Source organism: Pseudobdellovibrio sp. HCB154, assembly GCF_046267985.1.
Taxonomy (GTDB): domain Bacteria; phylum Bdellovibrionota; class Bdellovibrionia; order Bdellovibrionales; family Bdellovibrionaceae; genus Pseudobdellovibrio.
Window position 1 is genome coordinate 1,447,075 of sequence record NZ_CP176530.1, and the last position, 20,647, is coordinate 1,467,721.

21 protein-coding genes and 1 pseudogene are annotated in these 20,647 nt (G+C 39.4%); 12 read left to right on the forward strand and 10 right to left on the reverse strand.

Annotated elements, in window-relative coordinates:
• The first annotated feature begins 128 nt into the window (after positions 1 to 128).
• From thrS to ACKWCF_RS07135, 3 genes and pseudogenes are all read left to right on the forward strand, one after another.
• Positions 129 to 2,087, forward strand: coding sequence for a threonine--tRNA ligase (gene thrS, locus ACKWCF_RS07125; RefSeq protein WP_409480017.1), 1,959 nt, complete (start codon positions 129 to 131; stop codon positions 2,085 to 2,087).
• Positions 2,088 to 2,232: 145 nt separating this feature from the next.
• A pseudogene (gene infC, locus ACKWCF_RS07130) lies at positions 2,233 to 2,703 on the forward strand (translation initiation factor IF-3); the annotation flags it as partial.
• 208 nt (positions 2,704 to 2,911) lie between these two features.
• Complete coding sequence (locus ACKWCF_RS07135; protein WP_409480018.1) at positions 2,912 to 3,307, forward strand: nuclear transport factor 2 family protein; 396 nt, start codon at positions 2,912 to 2,914, stop codon at positions 3,305 to 3,307.
• Here the strand turns inward: ACKWCF_RS07135 and ACKWCF_RS07140 are convergent, their stop codons facing one another.
• The 7 genes from ACKWCF_RS07140 to ACKWCF_RS07170 form a co-directional block, all read right to left on the reverse strand.
• On the reverse strand, positions 3,308 to 4,027 hold the full coding sequence (locus ACKWCF_RS07140; protein WP_409480019.1) for a hypothetical protein: 720 nt from the start codon (positions 4,025 to 4,027) through the stop codon (positions 3,308 to 3,310). It lies immediately after the preceding gene.
• Between the two features lie 20 nt (positions 4,028 to 4,047).
• Positions 4,048 to 5,385 (reverse strand): hypothetical protein, encoded by a 1,338-nt coding sequence (locus ACKWCF_RS07145; protein ID WP_409480020.1) that lies wholly within the window; start codon positions 5,383 to 5,385, stop codon positions 4,048 to 4,050.
• A 50-nt stretch (positions 5,386 to 5,435) separates the two neighbouring features.
• Positions 5,436 to 6,860, reverse strand: coding sequence for a hypothetical protein (locus ACKWCF_RS07150; protein WP_409480021.1), 1,425 nt, complete (start codon positions 6,858 to 6,860; stop codon positions 5,436 to 5,438).
• Positions 6,861 to 6,864: 4 nt separating this feature from the next.
• A complete protein-coding gene (locus ACKWCF_RS07155) occupies positions 6,865 to 8,148 on the reverse strand; it encodes a hypothetical protein (RefSeq protein ID WP_409480022.1) in 1,284 nt (427 codons plus the stop codon).
• Between the two features lie 112 nt (positions 8,149 to 8,260).
• The gene (locus ACKWCF_RS07160; protein WP_409480023.1) at positions 8,261 to 9,139 is read right to left on the reverse strand and encodes a hypothetical protein; all 879 of its coding nucleotides are present in this window, start codon (positions 9,137 to 9,139) and stop codon (positions 8,261 to 8,263) included.
• 144 nt (positions 9,140 to 9,283) lie between these two features.
• The gene (locus ACKWCF_RS07165) at positions 9,284 to 9,640 is read right to left on the reverse strand and encodes a hypothetical protein (RefSeq protein ID WP_409480024.1); all 357 of its coding nucleotides are present in this window, start codon (positions 9,638 to 9,640) and stop codon (positions 9,284 to 9,286) included.
• A gap of 210 nt (positions 9,641 to 9,850) precedes the next feature.
• Entirely contained in the window at positions 9,851 to 10,117 is a 267-nt protein-coding gene (locus ACKWCF_RS07170) for a hypothetical protein (RefSeq protein WP_409480025.1), read from the reverse strand.
• Positions 10,118 to 10,433: 316 nt separating this feature from the next.
• On the opposite strand from ACKWCF_RS07170, the gene rpmI reads away from it, so the two are divergent.
• From rpmI to ACKWCF_RS07210, 8 genes are all read left to right on the forward strand, one after another.
• The gene (gene rpmI, locus ACKWCF_RS07175; RefSeq protein ID WP_409480026.1) at positions 10,434 to 10,628 is read left to right on the forward strand and encodes a 50S ribosomal protein L35; all 195 of its coding nucleotides are present in this window, start codon (positions 10,434 to 10,436) and stop codon (positions 10,626 to 10,628) included.
• Positions 10,629 to 10,641: 13 nt separating this feature from the next.
• Positions 10,642 to 10,989 (forward strand): 50S ribosomal protein L20, encoded by a 348-nt coding sequence (gene rplT, locus ACKWCF_RS07180; protein ID WP_409480027.1) that lies wholly within the window; start codon positions 10,642 to 10,644, stop codon positions 10,987 to 10,989.
• Positions 10,990 to 11,073: 84 nt separating this feature from the next.
• Positions 11,074 to 12,159, forward strand: a complete 1,086-nt coding sequence (gene fni, locus ACKWCF_RS07185; RefSeq protein ID WP_409480028.1) for a type 2 isopentenyl-diphosphate Delta-isomerase — start codon at positions 11,074 to 11,076, stop codon at positions 12,157 to 12,159.
• A complete protein-coding gene (locus ACKWCF_RS07190; RefSeq protein ID WP_409480029.1) occupies positions 12,140 to 13,420 on the forward strand; it encodes a hydroxymethylglutaryl-CoA reductase, degradative in 1,281 nt (426 codons plus the stop codon). Before fni ends, ACKWCF_RS07190 begins: the two co-directional genes overlap by 20 nt.
• On the forward strand, positions 13,392 to 14,279 hold the full coding sequence (locus ACKWCF_RS07195) for a hypothetical protein (protein ID WP_409480030.1): 888 nt from the start codon (positions 13,392 to 13,394) through the stop codon (positions 14,277 to 14,279). The genes ACKWCF_RS07190 and ACKWCF_RS07195 overlap by 29 nt, the downstream gene beginning before the upstream one ends.
• Before the next feature lie 26 nt (positions 14,280 to 14,305).
• Positions 14,306 to 15,301: a diphosphomevalonate/mevalonate 3,5-bisphosphate decarboxylase family protein gene (locus ACKWCF_RS07200; RefSeq protein ID WP_409480031.1), complete on the forward strand. Its 996-nt coding sequence runs from the start codon at positions 14,306 to 14,308 to the stop codon at positions 15,299 to 15,301.
• A 2-nt stretch (positions 15,302 to 15,303) separates the two neighbouring features.
• Positions 15,304 to 16,209, forward strand: coding sequence for a mevalonate kinase (locus ACKWCF_RS07205; protein WP_409480032.1), 906 nt, complete (start codon positions 15,304 to 15,306; stop codon positions 16,207 to 16,209).
• Positions 16,210 to 16,221: 12 nt separating this feature from the next.
• A complete protein-coding gene (locus tag ACKWCF_RS07210; protein ID WP_409480033.1) occupies positions 16,222 to 16,917 on the forward strand; it encodes a polyprenol monophosphomannose synthase in 696 nt (231 codons plus the stop codon).
• On the opposite strand, the gene ACKWCF_RS07215 is transcribed toward ACKWCF_RS07210, so the two are convergent.
• The 3 genes from ACKWCF_RS07215 to rsmG are packed head-to-tail and all read right to left on the reverse strand — an operon-like array spanning position 16,904 to position 19,628.
• Positions 16,904 to 17,920: an SDR family NAD(P)-dependent oxidoreductase gene (locus tag ACKWCF_RS07215; RefSeq protein ID WP_409480034.1), complete on the reverse strand. Its 1,017-nt coding sequence runs from the start codon at positions 17,918 to 17,920 to the stop codon at positions 16,904 to 16,906. The genes ACKWCF_RS07210 and ACKWCF_RS07215 overlap by 14 nt on opposite strands.
• Positions 17,921 to 17,948: 28 nt before the next feature.
• Positions 17,949 to 18,710, reverse strand: coding sequence for a TrmH family RNA methyltransferase (locus ACKWCF_RS07220; RefSeq protein ID WP_409480035.1), 762 nt, complete (start codon positions 18,708 to 18,710; stop codon positions 17,949 to 17,951).
• Between the two features lie 9 nt (positions 18,711 to 18,719).
• Entirely contained in the window at positions 18,720 to 19,628 is a 909-nt protein-coding gene (gene rsmG, locus ACKWCF_RS07225; protein WP_409480036.1) for a 16S rRNA (guanine(527)-N(7))-methyltransferase RsmG, read from the reverse strand.
• Between rsmG and pheS the strand changes: the two genes are divergently transcribed.
• The gene (gene pheS, locus ACKWCF_RS07230) at positions 19,614 to 20,642 is read left to right on the forward strand and encodes a phenylalanine--tRNA ligase subunit alpha (RefSeq protein ID WP_409480037.1); all 1,029 of its coding nucleotides are present in this window, start codon (positions 19,614 to 19,616) and stop codon (positions 20,640 to 20,642) included. The two genes, rsmG and pheS, sit on opposite strands and share 15 nt — an antisense overlap.
• Positions 20,643 to 20,647: the final 5 nt, after the last annotated feature.

A 20,647-nucleotide genomic window follows, 5' to 3' on the forward strand; every position in this document is an offset into this window, starting at 1 on the left:
AAAAGGCCTTAAATAGCGGCATACTTATTCCATGCTATTTATTATCACGACCACCACATTTTAGTTTCTTATCTAAATGTCTTTAAAGTCTAATTCTCTACAATTGAATAAAAAATACGGAACGAAAAATGTCTAATGTAAATATTATTTTACCAGATAACTCAGTTAAATCTTTTGATCATGAACCAACAACTTTAGAGGTGGCGAACTCGATTGGTGCGCGCTTAGCTAAAGACACTCTTGGTGCGAAAATTAATGGTTCATCTGAAGTGATTGATTACCGTCTTCCATTAAAAGACGGCACTAAACTCTCTATCGTAACTACTAAATCTCCAGAAGCTGTTGAAGTTGTTCGTCACTCGGCGGCTCACTTAATGGCGCAAGCAGTTCAAGAAATCTGGCCAGAAGTCAAAGTCACAATCGGTCCGGTTGTTGAAAACGGATTTTATTACGATTTTGATTCTCCATTTAACTTTACTGAAGAACACTTTGAAAAAATCGAAAAGAAAATGGAAGAGATTCAAAAGAAAGATCTTCCACTTGTTCGTGAACAATGGCCGATCAACCGTGCGATTGAAACTTTTCAATCAATGGGTGAGCGTTTCAAAGTTGAATTAATTCAAGACTTAGCTTTAAGAGGCGAAACAACTGTTGGTATTTATCACCAAGGTTCTTGGTTTGACCTTTGCCGTGGCCCTCACGTGCAATCAACTGGTCAGATCAAAGCTTTTAAATTGATGTCAGTAGCGGGAGCTTATTGGAAGGGTGATCAAGCCAACCAAATGCTTCAACGTGTGTATGCGACAGCTTTCCAAGATAAAAAAGAATTAGAAGAGTACTTAAAAAATATCGAAGAAGCGAAAAAACGCGATCACAGAAAATTAGGTAAAGAACTTGGTATGTTCATGTTTCATCCATGGGCTCCGGGATCTCCGTTTTTCACTGGCCGCGGAACTGTAGTTTATAATGAATTATTAAAATACATGCGCGATATGTATTTCAAATATGGTTACAACGAAGTGATCACTCCGCAAATTTTTGACGTAGAGTTATTTAAAACTTCAGGTCACTACGCGAACTACAAAGAAAACATGTATTTTACAAAAGTAGACGAACGTGATTTCAGTTCTAAACCAATGAACTGTCCTTCGCACTGTTTACTGTTTGGATCGACTAAACATTCGTACCGTGATCTTCCATACCGTATGGCTGATTTTGGTCGTTTACACAGATACGAAGTGTCTGGTGCTTTATCCGGACTTACTCGTGTTCGTACTTTCTGTCAGGACGATGCTCACATTTTCTGTACAGTTGATCAGTTGCAACAAGAGATCAAAGGCTTCGTTGAATTATTAAATGAAGTTTACCAAAAATTAGGAATGAGTGAATACCACGTATTCTTATCAACTCGTCCTGAAAAACGTATGGGTTCAGATGAAGTTTGGGATAAAGCTGAGGGCGCGTTAGCGAAAGCCTTAGAGTTATTAAAAATCCCATTCACTGTAAATCCAGGCGATGGTGCGTTCTACGGACCAAAACTTGATATCATGTTCGTTGATGCGCTTAAACGCCCTTGGCAGTTAGGCACAATCCAATGTGACTTCAACTTACCAATGAGTTTTGATTTAAAATACACTGGCGAAGATAACCATGAACATCACCCAGTGATGCTTCACCGTGCGGTATTGGGCTCGTTAGAGCGTTTTATCGGGGTTTACCTTGAGCACACAGCAGGACATTTGCCTGTATGGATGGCGCCAACTCAGGTGACAATTCTAAACGTGACTGATCGTGTGAACGAATTCTGCGAAAAAGTAGAAAAACATTTACGTTCAAACGGTATTCGTGTGGAATTTGATAGAAGAAGCGAAAAACTGAACTTCAAGATTCGTGAAGCTCAGTTAATGAAGTCACCCTACATGATTATCGTGGGTGACAAAGAAGCTGAAGCGGGTACAGTGTCGATCCGTTTAAGCGATGGTACTTTACATAATAACATTTCGTGGGAAAATGCTTGCGAAATGATTATAAAGAATAGAAACAATAGAGAGTTAAAAGCTTCAGTAGAAGCTTCAGCTCAGGCGTAACTTTAGGAGGCGTCCCATTAATCAGTTTAATAATAACCGTCCCGGTGGAGCAGGAAAACCCCCAGGTGCAAAACCAGGTGGATTTAATCGTTTTGACAGAGATAAAAAACGTGGAGACAAAGATGGTCTTCGTGTAAATCGTGACATTCGTGCGCCACAGATTCGTGTAATTGATGAAAACGGTGAAATGTTGGGCGTTATGACAGTCCCAGAAGGTCTTCGTATTTCTGAAGATCGCGGTTTAGATCTTATCGAGATCGGGCCTACAGCTCAGCCACCTACTTGTAAAATCATGGATTATGGTAAGTACAAGTACGAAAATAAAAAGAAAGCTGCTGCTTCTCGTAAAAAACAAGTGATCGTTGTGATCAAAGAAATCCAAGTTCGTCCAAGAACAGACGTTCACGATTTCGAAACGAAAATGAAGCACGCTCGTCGTTTCTTACTTGAAGGCGATAAAGTTAAAGTTAACTTACGTTTCATGGGCCGTGAGATGTCTCACCAAGAAATGGGTTTAGAAGTTATCAACCGTGCGATTGATTTCGTAAAAGATTTAGCGATCGTTGAGTCTCAGCCAAAAACTGAAGGTAAGAACATGTTTACCATGCTTGCCCCAGATCCGGTTAAGATCAAAGATTACTTAAAAGCTAATCCTCCGAAAGGTCAGAAAGAAGTTCTTCCTGAATTATCGAAGGAAGATTTATCGTCTTCTTCTCATACAGAAGAGCATGACGAAGACTAGTTTCTTTCGTTTCGTTTAAAAGTTACTTTTTAAAAGCTCAGATCATTAGGTCTGGGCTTTTTTATTTTTGGGAGTACGGTGTATGGAAACTGAAATTCTAAAAGAAGTTTATGCGGCCCTTAACCGAAACGATATTTCGGGTTTCCTTAAATATTTTGATCCAAACATTGAACGGCTCGAATTCGAGGGATCTCCGTCAGGTGGCGTTTATCGTGGATACGCAGAGTTTAAAGCTCATGTTATTAAAGGGCGCAGTACCTGGGCTGAAGGTAGCTGTAGTCCTGAACGTTTCATTATTTCAGGTGATAAAGTCGTTGTTTACGTACATGTGCACGTAAGACAAAAAGATAAAGTTGATTGGATCGATGGGCATGTCGCTGATGGCTTTGCTTTTAAAAATGGACTAATCACTCAGATGAATTCGTATTTTGAATTAAAAGACGCTCTTAAATGGGCCGGGGTTGAAGAGGCCCTTTGATTATTCCGGGCAGATTAAGTTTTTTTCTTCGTCAGTAATCTGAAGATCTTTATCATCAAAACGCTTAAATTTTTCAACCTTGGCCATCACTGATTTATATTCTTTTGTATCATTACCATCGGTGTTTTTGCGCCAATAAGCTAAAGCTTTTTTATTATCCCAACCGCAGAACTGCATAAGATTAATCGCGGCCGCGTAACCTGAGGCATGCCAGCCATTCCAACAGTGACCGTACATCGGCCCTGGGATTTCGCCTTTGATATGTTTGTGTACTTGCGTAAGAAGGGCTTTTTCGTTTCCGGATTTTAACGAGGCTAATTGAAGATATTCTAGCTTTTGCTCTTTACCACATGAGATGATTTTTTCTGATTCATCGTAATTGTCTTTATAAAAATACATCGCCTCAGAAAAGCCCTGTTTGCAAAGATTTTCTAAACCTTCGTGGGGAAGGGGATTTTGATTGTCTTTTTTGGTGTGTTTATTAAATTTGTTATTCGCGCCGCCGCGGTAATAGACGCCGTTTAAAACTACGCGAAAGTTTCTTGTTCCGTAAAGGTCACCGTTGCCATTACCTTTGTTATCGGTTTGCTTGTTGTAAACGTCTTCAAGCGGGTAGAGTTTTTTATACTTGTCGACTTGTAATTTTAAAGAAAAAGCCGGCTTTGTGTTGTTCGCCAAAGCCGGCCAAGAGATAAGAAATAGAATTAGATATTTAGTCATGTCCTATGACTGTACCACAATTATTGGTTTTCTTGCATTACTACGCGGCAGTCAGGTACTGCTTGGCCAGCAAAAGCACTATCAAGGTCAAGGTCTAGAGTTAACTGACCAGCTTGGCATGTTTTAGTTAACGCGGCTGTCGCATAAGCAACGTTCGCTTTGAAGGTAGCAACATCAGTCGAATTCATTGCTGTTTCACGTTTGAAGTAACCTGCGCCTGCATCAGTGTTGATGATTTTGTTAAGCTTTAATAATTTTGCGAAAGTCTCAGGGTTAAAGTGTTTTAAACCTTCGATTAACTTAGCATTTTTAAGATGATTTTCTTTAGAAACTCCACAGTCGTTATCTTTCATCATCATTTTTTTAAGCTCAACAACTTCAGTAGCAGTTGTATCGTCTTTATCTAACTTTTTGATTTCAAGTTTGCCGTTTTTACCAACTACTTTGCCGTATCTTTCCATTGTGTAGTGTAAGTTACCTAAACGATCTTGTTGGCTTAACATTGTATCCATTAAAATCATATCAGCTACGTTTTGCATTTTTAAAATTTCTTGAGCTTGGGCTGCAGACCATTTAAGACCTAAGCTTGATAATTTTTGATCGCTGATTAAACGTAAGTAAGTCGTATTTTTAGCTTTGAAGTTAGCTGTACGAGTCGGCTGGTCAGAACCACCGTTAAACATTTCAGTGTATTTTTCTTCTTTTGATGGATTCATTTGTAAGGCACCGAAGCTATAGTTGTAATCATCAGTAAAGATGTTAGTAGCTTTAGCGTGAGCTTGCTTTTTAGTTAAGATTGATAAAAGACCAGCCCAAGTTTGCGCGATAAGCTCTTGTTTGTTGCTGATACCAGCGTAAGTTTTATCGCCGATTGATTTATGTAAGTTAGCATCAACAGTTCTCATAACTACTGGTGGAACTTGGTTGATATTACCTAAAAAGCGAGACACATGATAGTAAGCTAAAAGCGACGGTGTGTAAGAGCAACTCGTGCTTGATTTATATTTAGCTAATTTTTTAAAATCTTTTTGTGTCGCTGTTTCTTTGCGTTCACAGTTCATAGCTTGAACTTGTTGAGCTGTCATACCTTCGGGTACTTGGAAAAATTCTAAAGCTGGATTTGTAGAAGCTGTTTTACCACAAACGGCAGCTGTAGTTCCGATATTTAATCCGCAAAGATCGCGCTCGCGCTCAAGATCTTTTTTAGAGTAATCGGCACCTTCAAGACGGTTAGGAATATAACAAAGTTCGCCTCTGTCTAACTGAATTAATTCAGCGCCACGACCTGGTAAGTTCGGTGTTAAAGTCGCTTGAGCTAACATCGGAGCTAAAAGTAACGCAACAACTGTTTTTTTCATAAAATCCTCTTTCTTTTTATAAAATTTCTTAAAACATCAAATCTAAATTTTTAGTGGCCATCAGTTGTGATCAGCTCAGTCGCTGATGCACGCAAGTAGTTAAACTTACCCGGATGGTTAATATTCGTCACAAAGCCATTATAAAGGCCAACAACACTGTGAAGAATGCCTTGATCAAACGGTTGGTGTTGCACTAACGTCGCAGATTTAGGGTCAGAGAATTTCACACCCATCACATCAACAACTAAGTTAATTGGTAATTTTAATTCTACGTGGCGAGCATCGTTTTCGCCGGTTGCTAAACGGTTATTGTTTTTTAAGACAACCGTTGGATCTTTAAGACCTTTTGGTGAATACATATTTCCTAAGTAAACACCTTGGTTACGGTCTACAGTTGTTTGAAATCCAGAAGTCGATTCAAAAGCACTGCGGTGGTACGCTGTAGCCCCTTCGATTTGTAAGAACAACGGATTACCGTTAACACCTTCAGCTAATACCGCAAAGATCGCTTTAGCGCGTGCTTCTAAAGATGGGTCTTTAGCAGAAATTTCGTGCGTGATTTTTTCTAGACGAGCTAAAGATTCAGCTTTCTGGCCTTCAGCGTTTTTAGCTTTTAACGGAGCAAATAACATATCAACTTGGGCTTGAGATAAAGAGACATCAAGTTTTTGTACGTTATGGTTACCGTTTAAGTTTTTATATTTCGGGCTTTGAATCATATCATCAAGAGCTGACTTGATTTCTAACTTGTAGGATTTGCCGTGCGGAGCAAACATTTTAAATGTTTGACCAAAGCGTGATTGCATTTGATTTAGAGTTAAAACTTTGCTTTCGCCATTTACATTTAAATCAAAAGCACCGTCATGTTTTTTAGTGATTGTGACTTTTGATCCATTTGCTAATGAGCCAGCTACAGGAACATCAACAGTCATTTTTTCAAAATTAACTTCACGGAGGTAAGTTCTGATACGCGGTTGGTGTTTAGCAGCACCTGTCGCATCAATAAGTGGTTTTGTGTAGTAAGTAAATGTTGAGTCCGTTGCACCTTCTGGAGGTGGAGCATCACGCACAGTTAATTTGTCATTCGCATTCGTTTGACCTTTAACTTGCAGTTCATACATACGTTGGTGGACTTGGCGGGTAAAGCCTTCTGATTTTGGATCTAGGTCTTTTAATACAGCCGATAAAGTTTCAGGAGATAAGTTTAATTTAACTAAGTTATAAACATATTCGTTAGAGCGAAGAACCGACAATTTTGTTTTCCATTCACTGCGCCATACAGTCGCTAATTTTCCTGAAAGGGTAGCACGTAGGTTATTTAATAAAGTAACGAAGCGGTCTTTAACCTGGATTTTATCAACAGTTCTAGCTTGCGGCGCTTGTTTGCCAGAGAATAAATCGACGCAGGCATTTGCTGCCACCGAGTTAGCCGAGTATAATTGAACTACTAATAATAAACCTAATAAGTTTTTCATATGCTTACTTCACACCTTGTGCTTGTGGCACGATTGGCATTCTGCCTTGTTCTTTAATAAACTTAATTAACTCAGGATATTTCTCAGCGGAGATTTCCATAACCATGTACTGGATACCTGGACCTGCTGTTGACGCCTTTTCTTGAGCGAACACGATATAAGTGTGAACAGAGTTGTTGTAAGGGTCAGCTTTTTCAAAAATCCAAGTTTGGTGTTCTTTTGAAAAAGAGCTTGTGCGGTCTACAGAGATTTCAGAAATATTCGGACCGTAGTACGGAGCTTTGCTGTCAGCAAAAGATTGAATTTGTTTATTGATCTCATTAATTTCAGCTTTTAACTGCATAGCTTGTGCTGGAACATCAAAACCATTGATTTTACTTTGCATGTAAGTGCCAGTTTCACGCTGGGCCATCATAACAACCTGAGTACCAACTGGTTGAGGATTATCGCTTTTAAGCATATTGATTGGACTATTAGTAATACCAGTAGCCAGTAAGATAAAACCCATGCCGATCGCCGCTTTCATTGGTTCTTTGAATAAAACTTTAAAGAAAACATCGCGCGCTCTGCGGAACTCAAACACGGTGCGGATTTTTAACATTGAATTTGTTTGTAATAATTTACGTAATTCATCTTTTTTGAAGTATTCAAAAAATTTAGATAATTTGTCGATTTTATTTAATAGTGGGCCATCAATAATAAGTGGAATTTTGATTTTAGCGTTGATGCCTTCACCTAAAATATCACCTAATTCATGTTCAGCTTTTTTGATTTTAACTTCACCAGCTTTTAAAAAACCTTCAGCAACTTTTTTAGAGCCTGTGCCAGTCGGTGTGCGTAAAGTGATTTTATCCACCATAAATTGGCTACGCTCGCTAGACATAGATTTATACGTTACTTCGAAGTAATAACCATCTTTAACTGGAATGCCGATAGAAAGTTCGCCTTTAGTTAAAACGTTTTTCTCTTCTAGAACATACGAAGAGTTTTGTAATAACATACGCATCATTTCAATAGAGGCTTCATCAGTTTTTTGAGAAAAGCCTAATTCTTCGATAACTAATTTTTCTGGGGCTTCAGAGTTTGTGTGCTTTTTTAATTCAACGCGGTCTGAGTTAGACTGAACTCTTTCGATAATAACTGGAATCTTGCGCGCCGGAGCCGGTAATAAACCTGCAATCACAGGCTTTTCTTCGCCACCGAACATAAGTTGGCAGCTAGGGCCAGCATAAGAAAGTGAAGAGCCAATATACGATAATAAAAATATAATTGCGGTAAAGATTCTCATACCAGTTGGTATAATCAAGAAATGTACCGCTATTATAGGTTATATTGTTTTTAAGTGTATCAGTTTGATCAGGGGAGCGTGAAAAGGCACAGATTGATATGACACTGTCTAATTATTTTTCACCCTCAAAACGGTAGCGTTCTAAGAACCATTCCACGCGGTTACGTATTTTCTCGGGGAATTCAACTAGGGTTGTTTCAGTGATTTCGCCTCTGATAATTTGGGCTGCGTAATCGTCACATACTTCGCCTAGCTTTTTGTTAAGCTTTTTTAAGAAGTCGATTTGTTCGTTGTCGCCTTCGTTTTTATCGGCATTTAGGCGGACTTCACCACTGATTTTAAGCTCACTTTGAATCTGCATGAAACGTAAGATGTCGCGCATATTTTTGCGAACATCGTGAAGCTCATCAACTTCCATAACCTGTTTAGACATGATTTGGCGCGTGTCTGTGATAATGGCTTCGAAGTACTTTTTAACTGATTTTCTAGAAGCTGGTTTGATGTCTTTTAAAAGACCTTCAAAATCAACCTCAGCAAACTTCTTTAATAGCTTTTTAGAAGCTTTTTGTGCCTGTATACCTTCACCGATATTGACCATATCTTTTAGGTGGCCAAAATCACGTACGAATTTAGCGAACTTCATAGGGCTTATGTGCTCTTTGCTTGAAGTCTGAAATACCGAGCGTAAGAATGAAGTGTCTTGACGGAATTTATTGATAAGTACTTTTTGTTCAGGAGTAATGTCAGCTAGGCCTGACTCACGAATCGTCATAAGAATAGTTTTAAGCTCAACCAGGTCTGCATTTGTAAGTAAGTTCGTATGAGCGGTTTCTAGGTAGCGTGCAGATTCTTTTTTACCGTTTAATTGAATGATGAATTCTTGAACTTCGTATTCTTTAGGAAATAAATTTTTGCACGACAGGGCTTCAGCCTGTGCGTGCAGAGAAGAAAGAACTAACGATAGAATAATAATTAATCTGGATGCGTTCATACGCCACAGAATATACTGTTTTTGAAACTTCAATTTCAACTGTAATGATTCTGACAGTAAGCTGTCGAACTTTTGATTGTTTTAAAAAAATAAGGCTGCATAAGAGCAGCCTGAGTAACTATTTTTGTCGCTTTTTAAAATTAATTAGTAAGTATCTAAATCCCAAGCTTGGCATTTGATCGAAGCCATAGTTACTTCACAAGAAGAGTTGATAGAACCTTCTCTCCAGCAACGAGTCAGGATGTTGTTACGTGTGTTTGATGTTGTTTGCATGTAGATTGAATCGTTGCCGTAAAATACTAGATAACTTCTGTCGTTTACACAGTTGATTGTTGCTATTTTTTCTGAAGCGTTGTCTTGAGCTGTTTGGCACATATGAAAAGTTGTTGTTTGAGTGTTCAATGCTTTGAAAAAACTAGGGCTGATTTCTTTCCAGTCGCAAGCAAATGTAGTTACTTGTAAGAAAATGATAATAAGTGCGATCACGCCAGCTCTGAACATGGAAGTCTCCTTAAGACGAAACATGGTTAGTTTTTAAACGGCTGTGGTGATAACCTAAGTGCCCCTTTTTGTTGAGGGATATTATTTTAATGAAGAATTTGCATGTGGCGGGGAAGTCACACGGCTGATAGCCCTAAAAAACAAAAACCCCCTGGTATAAGCCAGAGGGTTTTAAAGAGATTAATCTAAATTTAGATTAAACAAGTAAAACTAGTGTTTTACTTCTTCTTTTTTCTCTTCAGCTTTTACAGCTTCAGCAGCAGCTGCGGCTTTTTTCTTAGCTTTTTTAACTGGAGTAGTTACTTTTGTTTCAGCTGTTTTAGCAGCGTCTTTAACTTCAGTTGTAGCAGAAGCAGCAACTGTAGTCGCAGCAGCTTTAACTTCTTTAGTAGCTTGAGCAGCAGCTGGAGCAGCAGGTTGGTTAGCGAACGCAGAAACTGCGAATAAAGCTACGATGATTGAAGAAGCGATTTTCATAGGTATTCCTTTTGTAGAAGTGTCTTGATAATTCATGGACACTATTATTGTTGTTTTTGGGATTGCTCCCACACCCCTAAGTCTACGGGGAAGCGTTTAAATCGATATTAAAGATGTGTTAAAATTTTTTAATCCAATCTAAGCAGACTTGGCTCTTGCCTTGTATTTAAGCTTTCTGGTCCAGCCAGAAGGCCTTAATTTAAGCTTGCCAGCAGGCGGCAGATGTCATAATTTAACACCTCAAATTAAGGCTAACAGTTGAGCTATCAAGAAAATCGACTTTTTCGGTTTCGCCCTGTTGGAGGAAGGTTAGACTATGTCTAAAATGAAAACGCACTCTGGTGCAAAGAAACGCATGCGCGTTCTTGCTTCTGGAAAAGTTAAGCGCAAACAAACAAAAATGCGCCATCTAAACTCACACATGAGTTCTAAAGTTAAACGTCATTTGGGCCAAACGGTATTGGTTGCTGATGCTAACATGCTTCAAGTGAAGCGCCAATTTGGTTTCTAAGTAGGAGTAGCTCATGGCACGTGTAAAATCGGGGATGACTAATCGTCGTCGTCACAAAAAAGTTTTAAAAAGAACAAAAGGTTACTACTCAGCAGGTTCACGCTCATACACTCACGCGGTTGAAAAAAATGACCGTGGTATGGCGTTCGCTTACAAACACAGAAAAATGAAAAAACGTAACTTCCGTATGCTTTGGACACAAAGAATCAATGCGGCAGCTCGTTTAAACGGTACAACTTACTCTCGCTTAATCGGTGGATTAATCAAAGCGGGAATCACTTTAGACCGTAAAGTTTTATCTGATATCGCTATCACTGATGCAGCAGCATTTACTGCTCTTTGTCAGAACGCGATCAAATAGTTTTTTCGCTTTAAAAAGCTAAAAAAATATACAAAGGCGAGAGAATATCTCGCCTTTTTTTTTACTTAGGACTACTCTCTCAGAATGTCTGCAAACTACACCGATAAACTCTCGGCAAAACATGCGAATAAATTTTCGGATTTTGAGCAACGCAAGAAAGCTCATATCGATCTATCTTTAGATCCAAGAACACAGGCGCAGACAGCTTCGCACTTTGAAAAAATCAAACTTGTTCACGAAGCCCTTCCTGAAATTAATTTATCGGATGTCTCATTAGAGACCAAACTTTTAGGCTACCAATTTTCTTCTCCGCACTTTGTTAGTTCAATGACAGCCGGTCATCAGAACAGCAAGGTGATTAATCTTCGTTTGGCAAAAGCCGCTGCCGAAAAAAAATGGTTAATGGCCGTAGGTTCACAACGCCGTGAACTGACTGACTCACAAGCTTCGTTTGAGTGGAAAACGATTAAGTCGCAATCTCCAAAAACGCAGTTTGTTTCAAACATTGGTCTTGAAGAATTAATCCAACAGCCAACGATTGAAATTTTAAAATTAACTGAATCAGTTGAGGCTTTAGGAATTTACGTTCATTTAAATCCATTACAAGAAGCTTTTCAAAATAAAGATCAAGCGAACTTTAAAAACGGTTTAGCTGCGATCAAAAAACTTTGTAAAGCTTCACCAGTTCCAGTTCTTGTTAAAGAAGTGGGGTACGGTATTTCCAAAACGACAGCGCAAAAATTATTATTAGCTGGTGTTGAGGTGATCGACGTTGCTGGTAAAGGTGGAACTCACTGGGGCTTATTGGAAGGCTTACGTGATCAAACTGATGCGGGTCTTTTGGCTGACTCAAGTACAGCTTTTAAAGACTGGGGTTTTAGTGCTGTCGAAAGTTTAATTCAGTGTAAAGCTTTGACGAAAAAAAATCACTTCTGGGCGTCGGGCGGAATCCGCACAGGCGTTGACTCATTAAAGTGTTTAGCTCTTGGTGCAAGAGCTGTCGGTGTGGCTCAGCCATTAATGAAAGCAGCTCTTGAATCTGATCAGCATGTTGTTGATGTTATGAACCGCTTTGACTACGAATTAAAGGTCGCTTTATTCGGTGTTGGTGCTGATTCATTAAAAGATTTAGCGAAAAAAAAGGTTTGGTATGTTAACGGAACTATTTAAAGGTTTTTCTAAACTAAACTACGTTGATCGTTTACAGGCTTTAAAAAAAGCCGGTGTATTAAACGCTGACGAAATCACTTACTTAGCTAACGGCGGTCTGCAAACGATCGATCTTGGCGAAAAATTTATTGAAAACGTTTTAGGTTATTTTCAAATCCCAATGGGTGTTGCTACAAACTTTAATGTTGATGGCAAAAACTATGTGATTCCAATGGCGGTTGAAGAAACATCAATCGTAGCTGCTGCCAGTAAAACGGCTAAATGGGTGCGCGAGCACGGCGATATTACTACTGAAGTGGTAGGTAGCGATATCATCGGTCAGATCCAGTTTGCTAAAGTTAAATCTCCAGAAGATTTCAAAAAACAAATCTTACAGCAAAAATCTTATTTAATCGAACTTGCCAACCGCGAAGTGGCGTTTGGTTTAGTAAACCGTGGCGGCGGAGTTAAAGATTTAACTGTTCGTATTATCGATCGTGAAGACGGTTACTATATGGGTGTGGTGCACATCATGATGGATCCTTGTGATGCCATGGGTGCAAATATCATCAATCAAGTGTGTGAATTTTTAAAACATCCGCTTGAGCAATTTACTTCTGAAAAAGTAACGATGTGTATCTTATCTAACTTAGTGGATACGAAGTTAACTAAAGCCACGGTTAGAATGAAAAACGTAGATCCTGAATTAGCTCTTAAAATTGAAGAGGCGTCTCGTTTTGCTGAGCTTGATCCTTACCGTGCGGCCACAAATAATAAAGGCGTATTAAACGGTATTGACCCGATCTTAATCGCAACAGGCAATGACTGGCGCGCAGTTGAAGCGGGAATTCATGCGTTTGCAGCTCGTGATGGTCGTTATAAATCAATCACAAAATGGCGTGCCGCAGGTACTGAGCTTGTGGGTGAATTCGTTGCTCCATTAGTGGTTGGTACTGTGGGTGGTGTGACAGCTCTTCACCCAACAGCTAAACTTGGTCTTAAAATTTTAGGTGTGAATTCAGCGTCTGAATTGTCGCGCATTATTGCTTCTGTTGGGCTAGTGCAAAACTTAGGGGCGTTACGCGCTTTAACTACAGTGGGCATCATCGAAGGCCATATGAAACTGCATATTAAGAATTTATCTTTAGGTGCAGGGGCTACTGAGAAGGAAATGCCTTTTGTTGTTAAAAAGTTAGAAGAGATTTTAGCTTTAAGAAAAAGAATTTCTTTAGCTAATGCTGTTGAAGTTTTAAATGACCTTAGAAAAAAATCTGAAATTTAAGCCGGATAATTTTACTGTTCCTGGTAAAACATTTTTAGTGGGTGAGTACGCTGTGTTAGCGGGCGGGGCTTGCCTAGGCCTCGGAACAAACCCTAGTTTTTCTATCGAATTAAATTTTGCCCGCCAGACTTTTCATCCCGATAGTCCGGCTGGTTTATATCTTCGTAAAAATAATTTACCTAATTTCTCGCATGAATTTAACAATCCTTATGGGGTTGGTGGTTTTGGTGCGAGCACGGCTGAATTTATTTTTAGTTATTTTTCAAATCCACAGGCTTCAAAAAAATTAGAAGATATTTTTTATACGTACTTAGAGCTTTACAGTGATCGTAAAGAGCAAAAGCCAAGTGGCGCAGATCTTGTGACTCAGCTTATCGGTGGCATTAGCCATATCGACTTAGCAGGTGGGGGGCCGAAAGTTGAACGCTTGTCTTGGAGTTTTAAAGACTTAGATTTTTTAATTTATTCAACCGGCTTAAAAGTTAAAACGCATGAGCACTTAAGCCAGCTTGATCGCCAAATCTGCGATGGTTTAGTTAAACCTTGTGAAGAAGTGATTGCGGCTTTTAAAACTAATGACAGCGGTACTTTTAAAAGTGCACTGGCAGGTTGGAGCAAAAAACTTGAGCAACTGGGTTTAACAGCTTCTGAGGTCGTTGAACTTAAAACCCGTTTAGAAAGTCATATTCCCGGCATCCTGGTTAAACCGTGTGGAGCTTTGGGTTCCGATGTGGTTGTGATTTTAGTCGCTAAAGAGCAAAAACAGAGCGTTTTAAGCCAGATTGAAGCTCTGAATCTTAGGGGGCTTACTTTCCAGGCGGATTCATCGCATTTGGCAAATGGCCCTTTGTCAATCTAGCTAGCTTTTGTTAGAGTTTCACTCGTATGTCTAACACTCAAGTTTCGTCGAATATTTGGTTCGAATCAAGCGCGCCTTCTAATATTGCGCTGATCAAGTATATGGGTAAAACCGATACCGTTAATAATCGCCCGACAAATTCGTCGTTATCATGGACTTTAAATAATTTAAGAACTTTTGTGCGCATCAAACAAAATGCTGAGCTTAAAGAAGACCAGTGGAGCCCATTTGTGCGTAATGATTTACGTCCGATTGATTTATCCTCAAGCGGTAAGAAAAAGTTTTTAGATTTTTTCGCGAAACTTAAAGCTGAGTTTAAACTGACTGGCTTTTTTGAAATCGAATCAGCCAATAACTTTCCATCAGATTGTGGTCTTGCTAGTTCAGCGAGTAGCTTTGCTGCACTTACACTCGTGGCTCACCAGTACGCAGGCGCTAGATACTTACCCAAAGAATTAGCCAAACTTTCGCAAAAAGGTTCTGGTTCTTCTTGCCGTTCGTTTTTTACACCTTGGGCGTTATGGCATGAAACAGGTGCTGAAGAGATGGCTTTACCTTTAAAAGATTTAAAACACATGGTGATCTTATGTGATGAAACTAAAAAAGCGGTTTCATCAAGTCAGGCTCACGTGCAAGTTTTAACATCTGATTTATTTAAAGGTCGCCCGGAGCGCGCAGCAGATCGCTTGCAAAAACTAGTGACGGCTTTACGTAAACCTGAAGGCCAATGGAAAAATATTTTTGAAATCTGCTGGAATGAGTTCTGGGATATGCACACGCTATTTCATACTTCGACTCCGGCCTTTATGTATTTAAATGGCGATGGCTTTAATGCTTTATCGCAAATTTTAGAGATGTGGCATAAAGAGGGTGATGGTCCGATTGTAACGATGGATGCTGGTAGCAACATTCATTTATTATTTAGAAATAACCAACCGGATACGTACGCTAAATATCAAGATCACTTTAATAACCAATTTAACCTGTGGACTGATGGCGGGTACCAAATCCGTAAAGACTAAGTATGAATAACTCTGAGACGACGCAAAAATCAGATTGGACAGTTCAGGTTCCGGGTAAGTGGATCTTAGCCGGTGAACACGCTGTTCTTCGTGGATCACAGGCCATTGTGTTTCCGCTAAAGTCTCGTTTTTTAAGTCTTTCGTATTTTAACAATACTTCTGAATTTAAAATTCATATCGCAGGTCTTTGTGCTTCTGATTTAGAGATGATTATCTGGTCAGTCGTTGAGCGCGCGATGAGCGAATTAGGAATTAAACGCTCTGACCTTAAAGGTGATCTAAAGATTTATTCACATATTCAGTTTGGTGCCGGTATGGGAGCTTCGGCGACTTTAGCTGTAGGTCTAACTTTATTCTTCCAACACTTAGGTGTTTTAAAAGCTGATCCGTTTTTATTTGCTAAAAAACTTGAAGATTTATTCCACGGCGAAAGCAGTGGAGTAGATGTGGCTGTGGCTCTTCATCAAAAACCGATGATCTTTGAAAAAAACAAAGAGAATATCTTTTTTGATTTAGCAAAACTTCCACTTTTATATTTATCGTACACAGGCCAACGTGGTGTTACGAAAGACTGCGTAAATAAAGTTAAAAACCTGATCAGTGAAAAACCTGAACAGGCGCAAGCCATCGATGAACGTATGAAAAAAGTGGTGCAAGATTTTATCAAAGCCCGCTTTGAGTGGACACAAACAGAGTGGATTGAACATTTAAATATGGCGCAAAGCTGTTTTGAAAGCTGGGATCTGGTTCCTGCAAATGTGCAAAGCCATATGCAACAACTTAAAAAGGCCGGCGCTTTAGCTTGTAAGTTAACAGGCTCAGGCAGTGGTGGTTATGTTTTAAGTTTATGGAATGAAAAACCAACTTCGCCTGAATTAACTTCTGAACTTATTCCCGTATTTTTATAATTGGATTACAACATGAGAAAATTAGTCATTATCCCGACCTACAACGAAATCGAAAACATGAAAGCTCTTTTGCCGGTGCTTATGAAATTAAAACAGCAATTTGATGTTTTAGTTGTCGACGATAGTTCACCAGATGGCACAGCTAAATTTGTCGAAGAGTTTGCTAAAACTGAACCACGCGTTCATGTTTTAGTACGTGCTGCAAAACAAGGTTTAGGTAAAGCTTATTTAGCTGGTTTTGATTGGGGTTTAAAAAAGGGCTATGACGTTTTAACTGAAATGGATGCGGATTTTTCGCATGCACCTTCTCACTTAGATGAAATTCTAGCGCTGATTGATAGCCACGATGTGGTGATTGGTTCGCGTTACGTTAAAGGTGGCGGCACAGTAAACTGGGGCATCTTACGTAAGATTATCTCTCGCGGTGGAAGTTTATACTCTCGTATTATCTTAGGCTACCCACTTCGTGATTGGACGGGTGGATTTAACTGCTGGAGAAAAGAAGTTTTAGAAAAAATTAACTTATCTGGCATTCGTTCAAACGGTTATTCATTTCAAATTGAATTAAAATATAAAGCTTTAAAAAACGGTTACAAAATTCACGAAGCGCCGATCATTTTTGAAGATCGCCGCGTAGGACAAAGTAAAATGTCTTTAAAAATTGTTTTAGAGGCGTTCTATAAAGTTTGGCTTATTAAGAGCTACTAGATTTCTTAAGTTCCGTCGGGCTCAAACGGCGAGATAGATAACGCACAATATTTCTAAAGGCGCGCACGATCCAAATTGTATCGTGCTTGCGGGTAATTTTTTGGCCCCAATGTTTTGAGCCCGGAAGTAACCAGTAAAAAAACGGCAAGAAAATTCGACGCGGAAACCAACGTTTAAAGTAATAGAAAAACTCAGCATCAAAACTAGCAGGCACCCAAAGGGGTGGTCGTTCGGTGCGAATCACATTGTAGGTTAGTTCTGCGATTGATTGCGGTGTTGAAAGACTGCGATTTTTAAGACTCGCCACAAACGGAATCATATCATTGTACATGTCTTGATAAGGGCGATCATGGGCATCGGTTGATGTAGATTTGCTTTCAGAAAATTTAATGCGCGAATGTTGTTCTGAGTGAATGAAGCCTGGCTGTACAAGAGAAACGTCAATACCAAATGGGCGCAGTTCGTACCATAAAGCTTCCATAGCACCTTCTAGAGCATATTTTGAAGCCGAATACGAAGACATCGTGGGAAAAGCTAAAAGCCCGCTCACCGACGAAATATTGATGATTTTGCCTTTACCGTTTTTACGCATTTTAGGAAGCAACATGCGAATTAGGCTGACAGGGCCAAGATAGTTTTTTTGAATATGTAAAAGATCGTCTTGGTCTTTTGTTTCTTCGAGCGATGAGCGGTAGCAGATGTCAGAGGTATTAATGTAAATATCAACACGCCCCCAACGTTCAAAGATTTTAGCAACGGCGGTTTTACGACTTTCTTCGTCGACCACATCTAAAGGCATAACCCAAACGTGGTCACTTTCAGTAATATGGGGAGTGATGTTGGTAAGATCGCGGGCGGTTACGATAAGACGATATTCAGGATGTTCAGATAATAATTTAGCTGTGGCAATGCCCACCTCTGAGCTGCCACCGGTCAGCAAGATTACAGGTTTATAATCTTGCGTTGGTGTCGCAAACTTATACCAGTAAATGTATTTATACATACCAGGGTATAGTTTACTCCTACGGTTTTTATTGTCGATGTTTTTTAATTTCCCAAAAAGAAATGGCCGCTGAAACACTTGCGTTAAGCGATTCAATGCTATGGGTCGGGATATTGATGAATTTCATTTTCTTCACCTGTTCCGATTCGAGACGAAGCCCTGGGCCTTCTTCGCCTAACCAAATACGTAAATCTTTGGGCCATTTTTGAGAGGCAATATCAGCGCCTTCTAGTTCTAAAGCGAAGTTTTCTCCCGTGATCGGAAGTTCGTTTGTCTTAAGACCTGCCGTATAAAATTCAGCTTTTAAAACAGCTCCAGCAGAGGCTTTGACCGAGTGCGGAAGAAAAGGGTGGCAGGCTTCCTGAGTCAAAATTATTTTGTTGATTCCAAATCCCACAGCCGAACGTGCTAGCGCTCCGAGATTACGAGGATCACCTACAGGAAGGACAACTTCAATGCCCTCAGGTTTTTGTTTTAAATCAATCGTCGGAAAATCATCAGCTTCTAACACAAATAAAGGATAGTGCGTACCTAACACATCTAATTCGTTAAAGAGCTCTTGTGAGAGCGTGATCGTGTTAAATGGAAATTTTGCTGTGTATTTATCTGAGCAAACCACTAAGTGAACTTTAAAGTTTTTATTTTTCGTTTTCGTGAATTCTTTAATAAGTTTATCACCCATTAAGAAAAATAATTTGTGCTCTTTAATACCTTTGGCAGAAAGTAATAAACGCAGTTTTTTAAACAGCGGATTATCTTTAGAAGTAATTGTTTGCTCGTTGTGTCTCATGCAGTCACCTTAGAAAGAATCGTTAAGAAGAATATCATTATCTTCTTCTTCAGGAAGTGGAGCGTTTTTGATTTTTTTAAAAATCACTAAGCGTCTGTGGTTTTCTGTTTTAGGTAAGTCGTAAGTGATATCCGCTTTTAAGACAAAATACTCAGACCATTCTTTTAAAGCTTTTTCGATCTCTGGATCAACGCCAGGACCTTTCATGAAATACACTTCGCCACCTTCTTGAAGGCAGCTCATGGTGTTACGTAAAGTGTTAGAAATATCTTCGACAGCACGAGTGATTACGCCGTTCACCGGATACACGAAGTGTTCGTTGATATTACGGCCGATGATATCTAGGTTTTCTAATTTTAAATCTTCACGAACTTCTTTTAAGAACTCAACGCGCTTTTGTACGCCTTCGCCTAAAAGAATTTTTTCTTTCGGGAATCTAATTTTAAGCGGAATGCCAGGAAAGCCAGGTCCTGTGCCTACATCGATTAATGGAAATTTTAATTCCGTAAGTTCGGTTAAGATTAAGCAATCGATGAAATGTTTAATCGCCACATCTCTTAAGTTAAGTAGACGGGTGAAGTTGCGGTTTTCTTGATTTTTCATCAGAAGTTCGTAAAAACGCGCTAGTTTCTGGCGCTCTTCATGGGAGCATTTGAAGTCGTGATTGCGAAAGATATCGTACAGGCGGTCGTTGGCTTCTTGAGCAGTGAAGATCTGGTCTGGCTTTTTATGCTTACCTTTAAGATCTTCGTGCGAAGTCTTGGCCATTTTTGATGCATTACGAGCCTTGTAAGGGCTGTAGTTTTCCTTATTTTTGTGCGCCACGATATTTCCTTTAAGGCATTGTTCATAGCACAGGGCTAAATGCTTGAAAAGACTTAAATTATTTAGAATAATAACCGGATGGTAAATCAGCATTTAATCGATATTAAGCAAAAGGCCCTAAAAGATTTTCACGCAGCTAAAAACTCACAAGAGCTGTATCAGTTTAAAGTTCAGTATTTGGGTAAAACCGGTGCTTTAACTGAGGCCATGAAAATGATGGCGACTCTTCCGAAAGAAGAAAAGCCTTTATTTGGTAAACAAGTTAATGAGGTTAAAGCTGAGTTAGAAACGGCTTATACGGGTGTTGAAGCTACTCTACAAAGAGCTGAAATCGACGCTAAAATGTTAAATGAAAAGTTAGATTTAACTTTGTCAGTTAACGCTCACGAGATGGGTCACGAACATCCGATTTACAAAGTAACAAACGAGATTTTTTCAATCATGGCACGTCTTGGGTACTCATTACGTACAGGTCCATTGATCGAAAAAGATTACTACAACTTTGAAGCTTTAAATATTCCGCCAGATCATCCGGCGCGTGATATGCAAGATACTTTCTTCGTTGATGAGACGCACGTTTTACGTACGCACACTTCACCTATTCAAATTCACTCGTTAGAAAATGAAAAACCACCTTTACGTGTTATCGGCACTGGTCCGGTATTCCGTGTAGATAGCGATATCTCTCACTTGCCTAACTTTCACCAGATTGAAGGTATGTGTGTAGATAAAAAGATTTCTATGGCTGACTTAAAAGGAACGATCTCATTTTTTGTGCGTGAGTTCTTTGGCCCTGGTTTGAAAACTCGTTTCCGTCCAAGCTTTTTCCCGTTCACTGAACCTTCAGCTGAAGTGGATTGTTCGTGCCCAATTTGCAAAAGCAAAGGGTGTTCACTGTGCAAACAAACGGGTTGGATTGAAATCGGTGGTTGCGGCTTAATTAATCCGAAAGTTTTTGAAAGTGCAAAAGTGCCTTACCCTGAGTGGCAAGGTTTTGCGTTTGGTTTCGGTGTTGAACGTATGGCGATCATTAAATACGGCGTAGATGATATTCGTCACTTCCCGAAAAATGACGTTCGTTTTTTAAAACAATTTTCTCAGAACTAGTAGGA

Excerpts from the sequence above, each read along its gene's own strand:
- thrS (WP_409480017.1), top strand. The coding sequence starts at position 129 with ATGTCTAATGTAAATATTATTTTACCAGATAACTCAGTTAAATCTTTT.
- ACKWCF_RS07135 (WP_409480018.1), top strand. The coding sequence starts at position 2,912 with ATGGAAACTGAAATTCTAAAAGAAGTTTATGCGGCCCTTAACCGAAAC.
- ACKWCF_RS07140 (WP_409480019.1), bottom strand. The coding sequence starts at position 4,027 with ATGACTAAATATCTAATTCTATTTCTTATCTCTTGGCCGGCTTTGGCG.
- ACKWCF_RS07145 (WP_409480020.1), bottom strand. The coding sequence starts at position 5,385 with ATGAAAAAAACAGTTGTTGCGTTACTTTTAGCTCCGATGTTAGCTCAA.
- ACKWCF_RS07150 (WP_409480021.1), bottom strand. The coding sequence starts at position 6,860 with ATGAAAAACTTATTAGGTTTATTATTAGTAGTTCAATTATACTCGGCT.
- ACKWCF_RS07155 (WP_409480022.1), bottom strand. The coding sequence starts at position 8,148 with ATGAGAATCTTTACCGCAATTATATTTTTATTATCGTATATTGGCTCT.
- ACKWCF_RS07160 (WP_409480023.1), bottom strand. The coding sequence starts at position 9,139 with ATGAACGCATCCAGATTAATTATTATTCTATCGTTAGTTCTTTCTTCT.
- ACKWCF_RS07165 (WP_409480024.1), bottom strand. The coding sequence starts at position 9,640 with ATGTTCAGAGCTGGCGTGATCGCACTTATTATCATTTTCTTACAAGTA.
- ACKWCF_RS07170 (WP_409480025.1), bottom strand. The coding sequence starts at position 10,117 with ATGAAAATCGCTTCTTCAATCATCGTAGCTTTATTCGCAGTTTCTGCG.
- rpmI (WP_409480026.1), top strand. The coding sequence starts at position 10,434 with ATGTCTAAAATGAAAACGCACTCTGGTGCAAAGAAACGCATGCGCGTT.
- rplT (WP_409480027.1), top strand. The coding sequence starts at position 10,642 with ATGGCACGTGTAAAATCGGGGATGACTAATCGTCGTCGTCACAAAAAA.
- fni (WP_409480028.1), top strand. The coding sequence starts at position 11,074 with ATGTCTGCAAACTACACCGATAAACTCTCGGCAAAACATGCGAATAAA.
- ACKWCF_RS07190 (WP_409480029.1), top strand. The coding sequence starts at position 12,140 with ATGTTAACGGAACTATTTAAAGGTTTTTCTAAACTAAACTACGTTGAT.
- ACKWCF_RS07195 (WP_409480030.1), top strand. The coding sequence starts at position 13,392 with ATGACCTTAGAAAAAAATCTGAAATTTAAGCCGGATAATTTTACTGTT.
- ACKWCF_RS07200 (WP_409480031.1), top strand. The coding sequence starts at position 14,306 with ATGTCTAACACTCAAGTTTCGTCGAATATTTGGTTCGAATCAAGCGCG.
- ACKWCF_RS07205 (WP_409480032.1), top strand. The coding sequence starts at position 15,304 with ATGAATAACTCTGAGACGACGCAAAAATCAGATTGGACAGTTCAGGTT.
- ACKWCF_RS07210 (WP_409480033.1), top strand. The coding sequence starts at position 16,222 with ATGAGAAAATTAGTCATTATCCCGACCTACAACGAAATCGAAAACATG.
- ACKWCF_RS07215 (WP_409480034.1), bottom strand. The coding sequence starts at position 17,920 with ATGTATAAATACATTTACTGGTATAAGTTTGCGACACCAACGCAAGAT.
- ACKWCF_RS07220 (WP_409480035.1), bottom strand. The coding sequence starts at position 18,710 with ATGAGACACAACGAGCAAACAATTACTTCTAAAGATAATCCGCTGTTT.
- pheS (WP_409480037.1), top strand. The coding sequence starts at position 19,614 with ATGGTAAATCAGCATTTAATCGATATTAAGCAAAAGGCCCTAAAAGAT.
- rsmG (WP_409480036.1), bottom strand. The coding sequence starts at position 19,628 with ATGCTGATTTACCATCCGGTTATTATTCTAAATAATTTAAGTCTTTTC.